Origin of the sequence: Domibacillus epiphyticus (assembly GCF_001975785.1) — a bacterium.
Taxonomy (GTDB): domain Bacteria; phylum Bacillota; class Bacilli; order Bacillales; family Domibacillaceae; genus Domibacillus; species Domibacillus epiphyticus.
On record NZ_MSFI01000009.1, the window covers coordinates 11,410 to 26,368 of the forward strand.

A 14,959-nucleotide genomic window follows, 5' to 3' on the forward strand; every position below is an offset into this window, starting at 1 on the left:
AAGTGTCAATCTTTTTTCATAATTTAAACGATTCCCCATCGTTTTTCGAAAAATCGAACATTATGTTTCAGAAATGAAAATCATAGATATGTGGTATATAATAAGGAAAGAAGAATACCAATCGTTGACACCTTCTTGAAAAGAGGTGTATCTTATAAGAAGTTTGACCTCTTAAGGTCGGCACAATGGAGGGATTTCATTGGCTATGATAAAAGGGCATCCACTGAAAGGAGCCTTTATTGATTTTATACAAGAAATAAATGGATCGACACTGTTCAGTTACGTCGAAAAAATTGAATCAATTGATCCGATTCGTTTCTATGAAAACGGAAGTGAATTGTACAAAGGCGAGCGATTTTATTTTAAAGACCGTGATGACGAAATGACGTTAGCGGGTCTTGGCAGCGTACATACGATACAAAGTGCACAAAATCGTTTCGTTCAAGTAGAATCGGACTGGGATGCGTTGATAAAACGAGCACAAATTCATAACCCATATGATGTATACGGTACGGGTCCAGTTGCATTCGGCGGTTTTTCATTTGATCCTGAGCAGGAAAAAGGAGAAGAATGGTCCCGCTTCGCGCCGTCTTTTTTTTATGTGCCGGAATTGATGTTGACCGTTTATGGCGGGGAAACGTATATTACGGTTAACGTATTATGTGATGGGGTAGATTCTGCGCCTTTGTTTGACCGTATAGAGAAAAGGAAAAAAAGGCTGTTAGAACAGAATGACCAGCCAATGAAGGAAGAAGCGGTACTTTTGGATCTTCGTGGCGGGGACACAGATGAATGGAAGAAATCGATCCAATCAGCGATTCAATCCATCAAATTGGATGATGAATTGAAGAAAGTAGTACTGGCGAGAAAAGTGACGGCTGTATTCGACAAAACAATTACCCCGGATTATGTACTGCGCTGTCTTGATGAAGGGCAGCCGGACAGCTTTATTTTTTCAATTGAAGCAATGGACAGTTGCTTTCTCGGGGCCTCTCCGGAACGTCTCGTGAAAAAACGAGATCGTACATTGCTGACGACATGCCTTGCCGGATCAACAGCTCGTGGTGCGAGTGAAGAAGAAGACAGTAAATTGGCAGAATCGTTGTTACACGATGAGAAAAATCGGTTAGAACACGATTATGTCGTCCAAATGATTCGCAGTGAAATGCAATCAATGTGTGCAGATGTTACGGTCCCTGAAAGACCAATCATTATGAAAGTGCGTGATATTCAACATTTGTACACACCCGTGACGGGAATTGTTGACCAGCACGATTCAATTTTACGCTTTGCTGAACGATTTCATCCAACACCAGCACTCGGGGGATTGCCGGCGAAAACTGCTATGCGCGTCATTCGTGAACTTGAACCGATGGACCGTGGTTTTTATGCAGCTCCGGTTGGCTGGATGGATTATCGGAAAAACGGTGAGTTTGCCGTTGCGATCCGTTCTGGTTTACTAGTGCAAAACGAAGCTTTTTTATACGCAGGATGCGGTGTTGTTCCAGAATCAAATCCAGAAACAGAACTGGAAGAAACAAAGATGAAACTCCGGCCGATGCTGCGGGCGATTGGGGGATACAATGAATAATCATCAGGAAAATATGACGCTGTATAATGCTCATTTCATTGATAGCCTTGTTCGTTCCGGCTTGAAGAATGCCGTAATAAGCCCAGGGTCTCGGTCAACACCGATGGCTCTATTAATGGAAGAACATCCGGATTTAACGACATACATTCAAGTGGACGAGCGGTCTGCCGGTTTTTTTGCATTGGGACTGGCGAAATCACAGCAGCAACCGGTAGCCCTTCTTTGTACGTCCGGTACGGCCGCAGCAAATTACATGCCTGCTGTTGCTGAAGCTGACATATCTCGTGTGCCGCTCGTTGTTTTAACATCAGATCGTCCGCCTGAATTGCGAGATGTCGGCGCACCTCAGACGATAGACCAAATTCATTTATATGGACATACAGCAAAATGGTTTGCGGAAATGGCTCTCCCGGAATCAAACGATACAGCACTAAGATACGTAAGAACACAGGGCGCTCGTGCTGTTTTTGAATCAATGGCAGCTCCTAAAGGACCAGTTCATCTCAATTTCCCATACCGGGAACCTTTATTACCGGATTATGACGGTATTTATGAACGTATACAGATACCGTCCCCAGTTCAATTTAATTCCGGAAAAAAAATACCAGACAGCGGTCTAATAGATGATGTCGCAAAAGTGATTCATGGAAAAAAAGGAGTTATTGTCGCCGGTGAAATTGTCAATATAGCGGTGCTGCCGTCTATTCTCGCCCTTTCGGAAAAAATAGGCTGGCCAATTATTGCCGATCCGCTGTCTCAGCTCCGATCAAGCACTGATGTAATTGACAGCTATGATGCGTTTTTGCGTGATGATGACATAAAAGATTCATTAAAACCAGAAGCGATTATTCGGTTTGGGGCACTGCCTGTCTCAAAATCATTAATGCTCTATATGAAGCGTCACAACGATGTTCCACATATCATTGTTGATGAGGATGGTGCTTGGCGTGACCCGTCTCATATCGCCACGCATATGGTGTGTGTAAATGAAGCGGTGTTTTGTAATGAAATGACCGCCGCTCTTCCGGAACAATCATCCGAATGGGCTTCACTTTGGAGAGAAGTTAATGAAGCTTCCAGATCTATCATGAAAACGGCGGATGGAATGGACGAAGGAGCCTTATTTGGGCGTTTTTTACAAAGTGTCCCCGAAGGAGCCTCGATATTTACTGGCAACAGTATGCCGATCCGCGACCTTGACTCTTTTTTATTTGCAGGAGAGCAGCGATTCAAACTTCATGGAAACCGGGGGGCAAACGGTATTGACGGGCTTGTTTCAACAGCGCTCGGAATTGCAGCAAGTGGTGAAAAGGTTTATGCTGTTATGGGAGATTTATCATTTTTCCACGATGTTAATGGATTACTTGGAGCGAAAATGAACGGGTTGTCAATGACTGTTCTTGTAATGAACAATAACGGCGGCGGGATTTTTTCTTATTTGCCTCAGTCGGGAGAAGAAAAGCATTATGAGCGGCTGTTTGGAACACCTGCCGGGCTGCAATTTGAACATGCCGCTGCTTTGTATGGCTGTCATTATGTTCGGATCAGCAGCAGAGAGCAGCTGGCAAAGGAATTGAATGAATCACGTGAAGGTGTAACGATTCTAGAAGCGTTCACAAATAGAGCTGCAAATACATCTATCCATCGATCGCTTTGGAAACAGGCAGTAGAACAGGCAAAAAAAGTTTTGAGGAACCCGATATGAAAAATGTAATTCAAATAGGCGATCACTCTTTTTATCATATCAACAGGGTTGGCAAAGGAGCGCCTGTAGTTTTTTTACATGGTTTTACCGGATCAGGGAGTACATGGCGCACTATTGCGCCTCTCATTCCTTGTGAAACATTCATGCCGGATCTTGCCGGACACGGAAGGACAAAGGCGGTATGCACCGATCTTGAAACAGAAGCAGAATCGATAAAAAGGGCGATGAACGATAGGGGTTTCTTCTCATTCCATGTTGTCGGCTATTCAATGGGGGGGCGCCTGGCACTTGCAATGGGTTTAATGTACCCGGAAGCTGTCCGCTCACTAGTGCTTGAAAGCGCTTCGCCTGGGCTTGAAACAGAAGCAGAGCGGGAGGAACGACGCAAGGCAGATGAAGAACTTGCTTCTAAAATCGAAAACAAAGGTATCGAATGGTTCGTGGATTTCTGGGAAAACATCCCGATGTTCGAAACACAAAAATGGCTGCCTGAATCGATTCGTGAATCGGTACGGCGGGAACGGCAAAATCAAACGGAAACGGGGCTTGCTTCCTCGCTTCGAGGAATGGGAACTGGAGCGCAAAAATCATACTGGAATCGTATACATGAGCTGACAATGCCTGTTCTTTTAATTACAGGGTCGCTGGATCATAAATTCACAAACATTGCCCGCCTCATGAAAAAAAGAATTCCAAACTGCCAATGGATGAAAATTGATGGAGCAGGTCATGCAATTCATGTGGAGCAGCACGAAAAATTTGGTACAATAGTAAAGACATTTTTGTTAGAAATTAAAGGAGGCAATTTAGATGGCTTTTAATTGGGTAAAAGAACGTGAATATGAAGACATCGTATATGAAACGTATAACGGTATCGCGAAAGTAACGATCAACCGTCCGGAAGTACATAACGCTTTTCGTCCGAAAACGGTAATGGAAATGATTGACGCGTTTGCATATGCACGTGATGATTCAAAAATTGGTGTTATAATCCTTGCAGGTGCTGGCGGTAAAGCGTTCTGCTCGGGCGGCGATCAATCCGTACGCGGCCACGGGGGATATGTAGGTGACGACCAAATTCCACGCTTGAATGTTTTAGACTTGCAGCGTTTAATCCGTGTGATTCCAAAACCGGTTATCGCAATGGTATCAGGATATGCAATTGGAGGCGGACACGTACTTCATGTCGTGTGTGACTTAACAATTGCTGCAGACAATGCCATTTTTGGACAAACAGGTCCAAAAGTCGGTTCATTTGATGCTGGATATGGTTCAGGTTACCTTGCCCGGATCGTCGGCCATAAAAAAGCACGGGAAATCTGGTTCCTTTGCCGTCAATACAACGCACAAGAGGCACTTGACATGGGTCTCGTAAATACTGTCGTGCCACTTGAAAAATTGGAAGAAGAAACAGTAAAGTGGGCAGAAGAAATGCTTGAGAAGAGCCCTACAGCCCTTCGATTCATTAAAGCGGCGATGAATGCGGATACAGACGGTCTTGCAGGCCTGCAACAATTTGCAGGTGATGCGACACTTCTTTATTACACAACGGACGAAGCAAAAGAAGGACGCGATTCATTTAAAGAAAAACGCAAGCCGGATTTTGGCCAGTTCCCAAGATTTCCGTAAATAAATATAAAAGGGTGTCCATTTTTAATGGGGCACCCTTTTTCCGTTGAAAGGATGAATGAAAGATGAATATACCAAACTGGTTAAAACAGCGAGCGTTTTTAACACCAGAACGAACGGCGCTTGTTTTTGAACAAACATCATGGACATTTGCAGAACTATATAACGAAACCCTGAAAACTGCTTCAGCCTTAAGGGGGTCTGGGATTCAAAAGGGTGGTTTTTGTGGTATTCTAGCAGGCAATCGTCCAGAGACGATCTTCACCATTTATGCACTTCAGCAAATCGGTGCTGTTGCCATCCTGTTAAACAGCCGTCTTACCGCAGATGAAATCGAATGGCAGCTTCATGATGCTGGTGCATCTCATTTATTATTCGACGCACATCATGAACAAAAAGCAGCAGCTATTTCAAGTGTTCCCTCGTTATCAATCGTGGAAAATACCGTTGATCGTTTATTTAACCCACGCGATATCTACTCACTTGATGAGACATGTTCAATCATGTACACATCTGGTACAACGGGTCGGCCAAAAGGGGTTATTCAAACGTATGGAAACCATTATGCAAGTGCAACGGGATCAGCATTTAATTTAGGGATTCATTCGGACGATTCGTGGTTGTGCGCAGTACCACTATTTCATATTTCCGGTTACTCGATCCTGATGAAAAGCGTGATTTATGGAATGGAAATTCATCTCTTTGAAAAATTTGATGTTGCAGGGGTTAATAAAGCACTTAAATCAGGAGATGTCACGATTATGTCTGTTGTGACTGCAATGCTTTCCGTTATGGTAAACGAACTCACTGGAAAGTATAGCCCGCGCTTTCGATGCATGCTTCTCGGGGGAGGACCCGCACCAGCACCTCTTCTTGAAGAATGCAGAAAGAATGATATCCCTGTTTTTCAGACGTACGGTATGACGGAAACATCCTCGCAAATCGTCACTCTATCGCCTGAGTATGCACTAACGAAGCTTGGTTCTGCAGGGAAGCCGCTTTTTCCATGTACAATAAAGATTGATGGTGAAAACGAAGGAGAAATATTAGTGAGTGGTCCGAACGTGACACCGGGCTATTTGCATCGCCCCGAAGCAAATGAACAAGCCTTTCAAAACGGCTGGTTCCATACAGGTGACATCGGACGGATTGATGAAGCCGGCTTTTTATACGTTCTTGACCGACGTTCTGATTTAATCATTTCAGGTGGGGAAAACATCTATCCGGCAGAAATTGAATCCGTCCTTACCGAACATGAAGCAGTGAAGGAAGCAGGCGTGATCGGAGTGCCGGATAAAAAATGGGGAAGTGTACCTGCTGCGTTTTACGTGACAGAACGGCCGTTGTCTTCAGATGAGCTTGCCGCTTTCTGTAGGGGCAAACTTGCGAGATATAAGGTGCCGGCTTATTTTATTCAAGTGGAGGAGCTCCCGCGTAATGCGTCAAATAAATTACTGCGCCGTGAACTCGGTGCAAAATGGAGAGACGATCATGCACATAAAAAAATTGACGATGCGTCTAATTGAAATGCCGCTAAAACAGCATTTTTATACGCATCTAGAAACGGTATCGGTCCGTCAGTCAATTATTATTGAAGCAGAAGATGAACATGGTACAGTCGGGTGGGGAGAAGCTTCCGCATTTTCAACGCCATGGTATACAGAAGAAACAGTAAAGACGGAATGGCATATCATAAAAGAAGTATTGTTTCCCCTTTTACGTGATAAAAAAATTAATCATCCAGATAATGTCCACTCGTTGTTTTCCCCTGTTCGAGGAAATCGGATGGCAAAAGCAGGAGTGGAATCCGCGATCTGGGATTTATATGCCAAACAAAAAAATAAACCCCTGCATCTCCTTCTCGGCAGTAAGCGAACATCCATTTCTGCCGGAGCGGTTGCAGCAGGAAACTCGGCAGTGGATATGATTTCACGCATTGAAACGCTTTATGAAGCGGGATACGAACGGATTAAAGTGAAAATTGAACCAAAAACAGATAGGAAATTGCTTGATGAAGTACGCCGTGCATTTCCAACTATACAGCTCCTAGCTGATGCGAATTCAGCGTACTCCATGAATGATATAGACCAGTTAAAAAGCCTTGATGAATTTAATTTACTAATGATCGAGCAGCCATTTCATGTTGAAGACTTATGGGAGCATTCAAAATTGCAAAAAGAAATCAAAACGGCTGTATGCCTGGACGAAAGCATCCGGTCTGTACATGATGCAAAATGCGCGCTGCAAATGGATGCTTGCCGATTCATTAATGTGAAATTCAGCAGAGTTGGCGGACTGACAGAAGCGGTAAAGATTCATAATGAATGTTTAAGGAATAGTGTTGGGCTATGGGCTGGCGGCATGATTGAGTTTGGTATTTCTCGTGCTCATAATGTGGCACTGGCTGCACTTCCGGGTTTTACGGTTCCAGGAGATATCGTATCGTCCGATCATTACTGGGAAGAAGACATAATTGATGAGGGGATCAACGTAGTAAAAGGACGGATTCAATTGTCTGAGAAACCAGGGATCGGCTATGAAGTTAAACGGAATCGTCTCGACAAAGTAACAATCGATACATATTTTGTCTGAATTTTGGTTTTTTTGAAACCTTTTGTGGGGAAAAGAAGTAAATAAGAGAAAGAAAATGTGAAGGAGGGTGGGGCGTTGGGAAGTGGATTATGGATGATATGTACCGGAGCCTGTCTCACTCTTCTTCTGTTTGTTCGAACGTATAGTAGACTTGTTAGTCTGCATAGGAAAACAGAGCGGTCTTTTCAGGATGTTGAACGTTTCATAGAAGACCGCGTGAATCTATATGCAAAGTGGTCGGAAACTGTAGCGGCATATGATTTAAATCAACAGGGAATGCTAGCGGAAATGATGATTATTCGTGAACATTTTGAAGAGATGACGTCCGAAGAAAAACTGCGGCTCTGCAGGGTGCTTGATACCTTTTATAAACAAATGACTGCGTCAGCAGCCAGATGCCCGCGCCTCCGGACATCTCAAATGTATATCCAGCTTCATAAAAGAGCCGACGAAATGATGAAAGAAATGCCAGATGCATGCAGGCATTATAATGAGTTTGCCGGACAGATGAATGAAGTGATTAGTCGTTTTCCAACAAATATGACAGCTGTCTTATTTGGGTTTGAAAAAAAAGAACAGCTCAGTCTGCCGAAAAATAAATCAGATTTCTTTTGATTTTTTATTCGGCCATTTTTCAGGGACGTAGTCTATACCTCCTGGATGAAATGGATGGCATTTTAAAATGCGGATCATTGTCATGATAGAACCTTTAAACGCTCCATGTTTCTGGATGGCTTCATATCCATAATGAGAACATGTCGGGTAAAAGCGGCATGTTGGAGGTGTAAGTGGTGAGATGCCTTTTTGATAAAAGCGAATCAGACTAAGAAATAATTTTTTCACTTTTCACCACTTTTTTCTTCCGCCACGTTTTCAGCAGGCGGATCGATCGTATGTTTATAGTCGTATCCTTTGTTAATTGTCAGAACGGATAGAACGAGTACGACAAGAACAATCATGATGGAAATCATAATGATGGTCGTCAAAAAACTACCTCCTTTTTTGATTAGTTTACCATGATTTTGTTTACTTTTACACATTTCGGGTATTAATATAGTAATGAGATAAATTACATATTGGAGGGACTTTTTTTATGTCAAAGAAATTAGTTAACAGTGTAAACAAACAAATCGCAAACTGGACGGTTTTATACACAAAGCTGCATAATTATCACTGGTATGTGAAAGGCCCGCAGTTCTTTACACTTCATGCAAAATTTGAAGAGCTTTATACAGAAGCAAGTCTTCACATTGATGAACTGGCAGAACGCCTTCTTGCTCTTGACGGCAAACCAATTGCTACACTTCAAGAATCACTTGAAAAAGCAAGTGTCAATGAAGCGGAGGGAAAAGAATCTGCTGAAGAAATGGTAAAATCAGTTGTTGAAGATTTCACAACGTTAACAGGTGAATTGAAAGAAGCGATGGACTTAGCAGCTGAAGTGGGTGATGAAACAACAGGAGACATGTTACTTGCCATTCATCAAAGCCTTGAAAAACACGTTTGGATGCTGAAATCATTCCTTGGAAAATAATATGCAATCGAGCCGTGAATCAGGCTCGATTTTTTTATTTCCGTCTGACAAGATAAACGGGAAAAGGGAGGGAAGGCAAATGGAACTATCTTCTATCATGTCAGGACAGCTGGCTGACTTGCGTCGGACGTTAAATGTAAATTTACTAAAAAGCCAGGTGGCCACACAGACTGCTTTTGTTACAGCAATGATCCAGCAAATGCCTGCAACGGCTGATCAAGGCGCACCGCACCCTTATAAAGGAGCGGCTTTGGACGTTTTTGTATAACGAAAAAAAGACGGGATAATCCCCGTCTTTTTATTATGTATTAATGAAGCTGGCTGCTTTTTCGTACTGGTATTTGATGTTGATTGAACTTTTCTTTCAGGCCTTCATACAAATAAACTCGAAACAGCCAAGCTAGTTCTTCTTCCGGCATATCCTGAATGACTGTCAATATATCCGCTTCAGACATTTCTCCGAGCACTGTCAGTGTTATCATGTCAAGATCGTCTTCCGTCCCCTGCAGCCTGCCTCGGTACAATTCAAAAAGTTCATCCACGAATTTCATACCTGCCCCTCCTTCTTCTAAGAATATATATATAGTTATACATGAAAACGGTATCATATTCCAATGTTTTTATCTGAATGGAAAAGATTTTTTCCGGGCAATCTAATTGAAAGGAGTGATGGAATTGGAAAAACATCCATATTATATACAAATCGCAAATGGAGAAATTCAGTCAAAACCGGATGTGGCCCCATGGAATTTTCGCATTTTTGCCAATGACAAAGAAATACATGACTTGCGTGAAATGTTCAATGCGATGAACGGAGCGGATTCCGGTTCATTTTGGCGATCACACCTTCCATTCATCCCGTATCATCTTGATGCAGATAACGACCAGTACGACCGGCGGATGATGGCAGTGTATGATAAAATATATGAACTTGGCGATGACGAGGCACGCTCACATATAAAAAGAATGCGCTTTGAAGTATAATAGAGAGACATGATGTTGAGATGAGGGGTATGGATGCATACGTTTACGGACCAAAATGGATATACGGTACAAATTTCCCTTGAAAAGGGTGCTTTTCAGGAAACACCGTCACATGTGTTCATTATTTGCCGCTGCGAAGAGGGCTGGCTATTGACGAAACATAGAAAGAGAGGTCTTGAATTTCCTGGCGGTAAAATGGAAGAGGATGAAACCCTAGAGGAAGCAGCAAGAAGAGAAATATGGGAAGAAACAGGCGCTGCTGTATCTGATTTACATTTTATTGGCGAGTATTGTGTACACGATCCGGACCAACCGTTTCTGAAAACGGTTTTTTTCGCACGTGTAACGGATATAGAAAAGAAAGTCGATTATTTTGAAACGGATGGACCGTACATTGAAAAAAATAATATTTTACATGTTCGTTTTCAAGATTCATATTCTTTTTTAATGAAGGATGATGTGATTGCCTGCTCATTTGAAAAGTTGAAAAGGAGCGGATTTTTATGATTGAATGTACACCATATCCATCTCCGAACCCGCGTGTACGCCTATTTTCAGTCGTGTACGAGTCGGACGGCTTGCGTGTAAAGGGATTTCTTGCGGAACCGGCGGACACTATGCAGTACGACGGTTTTTTATATTTGCGCGGAGGCATAAAAAATGTCGGCATGGTCAGGCCTGCACGTATTGCTGAGTTTGCCGCAGAAGGATTTATCGTCTTTGCGCCATTTTACAGGGGCAACAGAGGCGGAGAAGGGAATGAAGATTTTGCGGGGAATGACCGGGAAGACGCCTTTTCTGCATTCGATTTATTAAAACAGCATAAACGTGTAAAAAATGGACGTGTGCACGTATTCGGCTTTTCCCGCGGAGGTGTAATGGCGCTTTTGACGGCAATTCATAAGCCGGTTTCTTCCCTTGTAACATGGGGTGGTGTATCTGATATGGTTTTAACGTATGAAGAACGGAAAGATATGCGGCGGATGATGAAGCGTGTAATTGGCGGAAGTCCTTCGAAAGTTCCAGAACTGTACGAATGGCGTACGCCGTTGAAAGAGGCATCAAACATTCAGGCTCCTGTGTTCATTATTCACGGCCGCCTGGATGATAATGTTTCAGTTGAACACGCATATCGTCTTAAAAAGAAACTCAATCATGCGGACACATTATATTTAGATGATTATGATCATTACATACCTCCAGCTGTGAATCGAAAAATCGTTCAGAAGGTCGCAGCGTGGATGAAAGAAAACGGAAGGGGACATGAATAATGGGTATGCCAATGGAATTAAACACAATGATCGTGACAAAAGGGAATGAGAAAAGAGTGGGAGAAAATCAATTTATTTTGCAGAAAAGCGGCTATCGTCTCTATCCAATTGATATTCCAATAGCTGTTCATAAAACGAGAGACAGCGAGCCCAGCGGCACAGCGTTCATTACAAAAGTAGAATGGCAAAATGACTCGACAACGATTATGTATACACTTGCGTCATTGAATTCAACAAACTAACCGGCTTTCTTGAATCACCGGAATATAATCTATCTAAAAATATAAAAGGGCAGCCACATAGCTGCCCTTTTGTTATTACATTTTCGGTCCACCGAGCTCTTCAATCTCGGAAGGGACGTCGTTGAACTTTTTGAAGTTTTCATGGAATTTAGCAGAAAGTTCTTTTGCTTTTTCCATAAATGCATCCTCATCTGCCCATGATTTGCGTGGAATTAACACGTCATCAGGCACACCAGGAACGTGAATTGGGATATCAAGGCCGAACACTTTCGTTCTGTATGTTTCAACATTGTTTAATTCACCCTCGAGTGCAGCCTGGACCATCGCGCGTGTGTAAGACAGCTTCATTCGCTCTCCGGTTCCATATTCACCGCCTGTCCAGCCTGTATTCACAAGGAAGACTTGCGCGTTATGTTCATCAATTTTTTTGCCGAGCATTTCAGCGTATACTGTTGCCGGAAGCGGAAGGAACGGTGAACCGAAGCACGTTGAGAACGTGGCTTGAGGACTCGTAATACCGCGCTCAGTACCGGCAAGTTTTGATGTGTAACCGCTCAAGAAATGATACATTGCCTGTTCTTTAGACAATTTGCTGATAGGAGGCAGGACGCCGAATGCATCAGCTGTTAAGAAAATAATTGTATTTGGATGGCCGGCGATGCTAGGATCGACAATGTTATCGATCGCTTGAAGCGGGTACGCAGCACGTGTATTTTCCGTTAAGATATTGTCATCGTAGTCTGGAATGCGTGTGTCATGATCAAGAACTACATTTTCAAGGACGGAACCAAAGCGGATCGCATCGAAGATTTGTGGTTCTTTTTCACGTGTTAAGCCGATTGTTTTTGCGTAGCAGCCGCCTTCAATATTAAACACGCCGTTTGCTGACCATCCATGCTCATCATCACCGATTAAGCGGCGGTTTGGATCAGCAGAGAGCGTCGTTTTTCCAGTGCCGGAAAGGCCAAAGAATAAAGCGACATCGCCTTCGTAGCCGACATTTGCCGAGCAGTGCATTGATAAAATATCGTTTTCTGGCAATAGGTAGTTCATGACAGAGAAAATGGATTTTTTCATTTCTCCGGCATATTCTGTGCCGCCAATTAAGATAACCCGCTGTTCAAATGAGACAATAATGAAGGTTTCAGAGTTTGTGCCGTCAACAAGTGGATCGGCCTGGAATGTTGGCGCTGACAAAATAGTGAAACCGGCTTCATGAGAAGCTAATTCTTCTTCTGTTGGGCGGATGAATAATTGGTGGGCAAACAAGTTGTGCCACGCGTATTCATTTATAACTTGAATCGGTAGACGGTGTTTTTGATCAGCACCGGCAAACCCTTTGAAAACGAATAATTCGTCTTTTTCTTTTAAATGACGGACGACCTTTTCGTACAAATTGTTGAACTTTTCTTCAGAGATCGGCTGGTTTACACTTCCCCAGTCGATTTTATCTTTTACGGACGCTTCTTCAACGGTAAATTTGTCTTTCGGGGAGCGGCCCGTATATTTGCCTGTTTCGGCGCGAACCGCACCGGACGCGGTTAATATGCCTTCGCCGCGTTTAAGTACCTTTTCTACAAGCACAGGCACAGAAGGCTGAAGAATAATATTTGAGCCTTTCAGCAGCTCGACGATTTCGCTGGAAACAGTTAAAGAGTTCATAGTTGTACGACCATCCTTTATCAAAATTTTATATGTTTGTGATTAACTTGAAATTAGTATAACACATTAAAACAAATAGTCTATACTATTTAAAAAACTTTTTTTGTTTGAATTCGCTTACCATTTTACATGATGTTTAATAAGTATACTATATTAATAGTAAATAGTGACATTGAATCGCATAAAAGATGCCGCATTTTTACAGATTTCTCATTCGATGAATTTATCGGTTGACATGATCAGTGATTTTTCGTAACATTGACACTTGAACGGATACTCTTATCCTGAGCCGGTGGAGGGACAGGCCCTGTGAAACCCAGCAACCTGCCGCGGAAACGCGAAAAGGTGCTAAACCTGAGCAAGGATCAGCCTTGGACGATAAGAGTGAAAGGACCAAGTAAAAACAACCTTTCCTCTCTCAATGCCGGGAGAGTTTTTTTATTTTCGGATCATCGGGGGAAAATGAGTACCGTACACATACTGATTTAAAGGAGGAATTTTTTCATGACAAAACAGCGCCGCCTGTTTACATCAGAATCCGTAACGGAAGGACATCCGGATAAAATCTGTGATCAGATTTCCGATGCAATTCTTGATGCTATTCTTGACAAAGACCCGAATGCCCGTGTAGCAGCAGAAACATCTGTAACAACAGGGCTTGTACTCGTTGCCGGGGAAATTACCACTTCTTCATATGTGGATATTCCTAAAATCGTTCGTGAGACGGTAAAGGAAATTGGTTATGTTCGTGCAAAATACGGATTTGACTCTGAAACAGCAGGTGTATTGACTTCGATTGACGAGCAGTCACCTGATATCGCTGCCGGCGTAAACGTAGCTCTTGAAGCACGTGAAGGGCAGATGACAGATAAAGAAATCGATGAGATTGGTGCAGGTGACCAGGGATTAATGTTTGGATTTGCGTGCAACGAGACAGAAGAGTTAATGCCTCTTCCTATCTCACTGGCTCATAAGCTTGCACGTCGTTTAACGGAAGTGCGTAAGACAGAAGTACTTGATTACCTGCGTCCGGACGGTAAAACGCAAGTAACAGTTGAATATGACGAAAACAACAAACCGGTTCGCGTCGATACAATTGTTATTTCCACACAGCATCATCCTGAAATAACACTTGAGCAAATTCAAAAAGAAATTCGTCAACAAGTTATTAATGAAGTTGTACCAGCTGAGTTAATCGACAGCGAAACGAAATTCTTTATTAATCCAACTGGACGCTTTGTAATCGGTGGACCTCAAGGGGATGCCGGCTTAACAGGCCGTAAAATCATCGTTGATACGTACGGTGGATATGCACGTCATGGCGGTGGCGCATTCTCTGGTAAAGATCCGACAAAAGTGGACCGTTCTGCCGCATATGCAGCACGTTACGTAGCGAAAAACATCGTCGCAGCAGGACTTGCTGACAAATGTGAAGTACAGCTGGCATATGCGATCGGTGTAGCACAGCCTGTATCCATTTCTGTTGATACATTTGGAACAGGTACAGTGTCTGAAGAAGTGCTCGTTGATGTGATCCGCGAAAACTTCGACCTTCGTCCAGCGGGCATTATTAACATGCTCAACCTTCGCCGCCCGATTTACCGCCAGACAGCAGCGTATGGCCACTTCGGACGCACAGATGTAGATCTTCCATGGGAACGTACTGACAAAGCTGAACTTTTGAAAGCAGCAGCTTCTAAGTAATCGATAAAAAGACTGCCTGAACTTTGTTCAGGCAGTCTTTATTTC

The 14,959-nt window shown here is 43.1% G+C and carries 18 protein-coding genes and 1 riboswitch; of the genes, 14 read left to right on the plus strand and 4 right to left on the minus strand.

The features are described 5' to 3' along the window. Positions 1 to 205: 205 nt before the first annotated feature. The 7 genes from BTO28_RS05430 to BTO28_RS05460 all read left to right on the plus strand — a co-directional run bounded on the left by BTO28_RS05430 (position 206) and on the right by BTO28_RS05460 (position 8,132). A complete protein-coding gene (locus tag BTO28_RS05430) occupies positions 206 to 1,591 on the plus strand; it encodes an isochorismate synthase (RefSeq protein WP_076764872.1) in 1,386 nt (461 codons plus the stop codon). Next, a complete protein-coding gene (gene menD / locus BTO28_RS05435; RefSeq protein WP_076764521.1) occupies positions 1,584 to 3,296 on the plus strand; it encodes a 2-succinyl-5-enolpyruvyl-6-hydroxy-3-cyclohexene-1-carboxylic-acid synthase in 1,713 nt (570 codons plus the stop codon). Before BTO28_RS05430 ends, menD begins: the two co-directional genes overlap by 8 nt. Then, on the plus strand, positions 3,293 to 4,117 hold the full coding sequence (gene menH, locus BTO28_RS05440; RefSeq protein ID WP_076764522.1) for a 2-succinyl-6-hydroxy-2,4-cyclohexadiene-1-carboxylate synthase: 825 nt from the start codon (positions 3,293 to 3,295) through the stop codon (positions 4,115 to 4,117). The genes menD and menH overlap by 4 nt, the downstream gene beginning before the upstream one ends. After that, on the plus strand, positions 4,107 to 4,925 hold the full coding sequence (gene menB / locus BTO28_RS05445) for a 1,4-dihydroxy-2-naphthoyl-CoA synthase (RefSeq protein ID WP_076764523.1): 819 nt from the start codon (positions 4,107 to 4,109) through the stop codon (positions 4,923 to 4,925). The genes menH and menB overlap by 11 nt, the downstream gene beginning before the upstream one ends. 65 nt (positions 4,926 to 4,990) lie before the next feature. Next, positions 4,991 to 6,451: an o-succinylbenzoate--CoA ligase gene (locus tag BTO28_RS05450; protein ID WP_076764524.1), complete on the plus strand. Its 1,461-nt coding sequence runs from the start codon at positions 4,991 to 4,993 to the stop codon at positions 6,449 to 6,451. Continuing rightward, the gene (menC, locus tag BTO28_RS05455) at positions 6,417 to 7,517 is read left to right on the plus strand and encodes an o-succinylbenzoate synthase (protein ID WP_076764525.1); all 1,101 of its coding nucleotides are present in this window, start codon (positions 6,417 to 6,419) and stop codon (positions 7,515 to 7,517) included. Before BTO28_RS05450 ends, menC begins: the two co-directional genes overlap by 35 nt. Positions 7,518 to 7,592: 75 nt before the next feature. Further along, positions 7,593 to 8,132, plus strand: a complete 540-nt coding sequence (locus BTO28_RS05460) for a LemA family protein (RefSeq protein ID WP_076764526.1) — start codon at positions 7,593 to 7,595, stop codon at positions 8,130 to 8,132. On the opposite strand, the gene yidD is transcribed toward BTO28_RS05460, so the two are convergent. Together yidD and ytzI are read right to left on the minus strand one after the other, a co-directional pair. Beyond that, entirely contained in the window at positions 8,118 to 8,360 is a 243-nt protein-coding gene (gene yidD, locus BTO28_RS05465; RefSeq protein ID WP_076764527.1) for a membrane protein insertion efficiency factor YidD, read from the minus strand. The two genes, BTO28_RS05460 and yidD, sit on opposite strands and share 15 nt — an antisense overlap. Continuing rightward, entirely contained in the window at positions 8,357 to 8,503 is a 147-nt protein-coding gene (gene ytzI / locus BTO28_RS05470) for a YtzI protein (RefSeq protein ID WP_095532650.1), read from the minus strand. The genes yidD and ytzI overlap by 4 nt, the downstream gene beginning before the upstream one ends. Before the next feature lie 107 nt (positions 8,504 to 8,610). On the opposite strand from ytzI, the gene BTO28_RS05475 reads away from it, so the two are divergent. Together BTO28_RS05475 and BTO28_RS05480 are read left to right on the plus strand one after the other, a co-directional pair. After that, positions 8,611 to 9,051 carry a Dps family protein gene (locus BTO28_RS05475; RefSeq protein WP_076764528.1) on the plus strand — a complete coding sequence of 147 codons (441 nt, stop codon included), beginning with the start codon at positions 8,611 to 8,613 and terminating at the stop codon, positions 9,049 to 9,051. 79 nt (positions 9,052 to 9,130) lie between these two features. Continuing rightward, positions 9,131 to 9,319 (plus strand): hypothetical protein, encoded by a 189-nt coding sequence (locus tag BTO28_RS05480; protein WP_076764529.1) that lies wholly within the window; start codon positions 9,131 to 9,133, stop codon positions 9,317 to 9,319. Between the two features lie 40 nt (positions 9,320 to 9,359). On the opposite strand, the gene BTO28_RS05485 is transcribed toward BTO28_RS05480, so the two are convergent. Further along, entirely contained in the window at positions 9,360 to 9,602 is a 243-nt protein-coding gene (locus BTO28_RS05485; RefSeq protein ID WP_076764530.1) for a DUF6154 family protein, read from the minus strand. Between the two features lie 118 nt (positions 9,603 to 9,720). On the opposite strand from BTO28_RS05485, the gene BTO28_RS05490 reads away from it, so the two are divergent. From BTO28_RS05490 to BTO28_RS05505, 4 genes are read left to right on the plus strand one after another with little or no spacing between them, the layout of a single operon-like run. After that, a complete protein-coding gene (locus BTO28_RS05490; protein WP_076764531.1) occupies positions 9,721 to 10,035 on the plus strand; it encodes a hydrolase in 315 nt (104 codons plus the stop codon). A 33-nt stretch (positions 10,036 to 10,068) separates the two neighbouring features. After that, positions 10,069 to 10,542: an RNA deprotection pyrophosphohydrolase gene (gene ytkD / locus BTO28_RS05495; protein WP_076764532.1), complete on the plus strand. Its 474-nt coding sequence runs from the start codon at positions 10,069 to 10,071 to the stop codon at positions 10,540 to 10,542. Beyond that, positions 10,539 to 11,306 carry an alpha/beta hydrolase family protein gene (locus BTO28_RS05500; protein WP_076764533.1) on the plus strand — a complete coding sequence of 256 codons (768 nt, stop codon included), beginning with the start codon at positions 10,539 to 10,541 and terminating at the stop codon, positions 11,304 to 11,306. The genes ytkD and BTO28_RS05500 overlap by 4 nt, the downstream gene beginning before the upstream one ends. Beyond that, a complete protein-coding gene (locus tag BTO28_RS05505; RefSeq protein ID WP_076764534.1) occupies positions 11,306 to 11,548 on the plus strand; it encodes a DUF2584 domain-containing protein in 243 nt (80 codons plus the stop codon). Before BTO28_RS05500 ends, BTO28_RS05505 begins: the two co-directional genes overlap by 1 nt. 75 nt (positions 11,549 to 11,623) lie before the next feature. Here BTO28_RS05505 and pckA read toward each other — a convergent pair whose 3' ends face one another. Further along, positions 11,624 to 13,210 carry a phosphoenolpyruvate carboxykinase (ATP) gene (gene pckA / locus BTO28_RS05510; RefSeq protein WP_076764535.1) on the minus strand — a complete coding sequence of 529 codons (1,587 nt, stop codon included), beginning with the start codon at positions 13,208 to 13,210 and terminating at the stop codon, positions 11,624 to 11,626. A gap of 276 nt (positions 13,211 to 13,486) precedes the next feature. Continuing rightward, positions 13,487 to 13,595, plus strand: a riboswitch (SAM riboswitch). Positions 13,596 to 13,714: 119 nt separating this feature from the next. Between pckA and metK the strand changes: the two genes are divergently transcribed. Beyond that, on the plus strand, positions 13,715 to 14,914 hold the full coding sequence (gene metK / locus BTO28_RS05515) for a methionine adenosyltransferase (protein ID WP_076764536.1): 1,200 nt from the start codon (positions 13,715 to 13,717) through the stop codon (positions 14,912 to 14,914). The last annotated feature ends 45 nt before the right edge of the window (positions 14,915 to 14,959 follow it).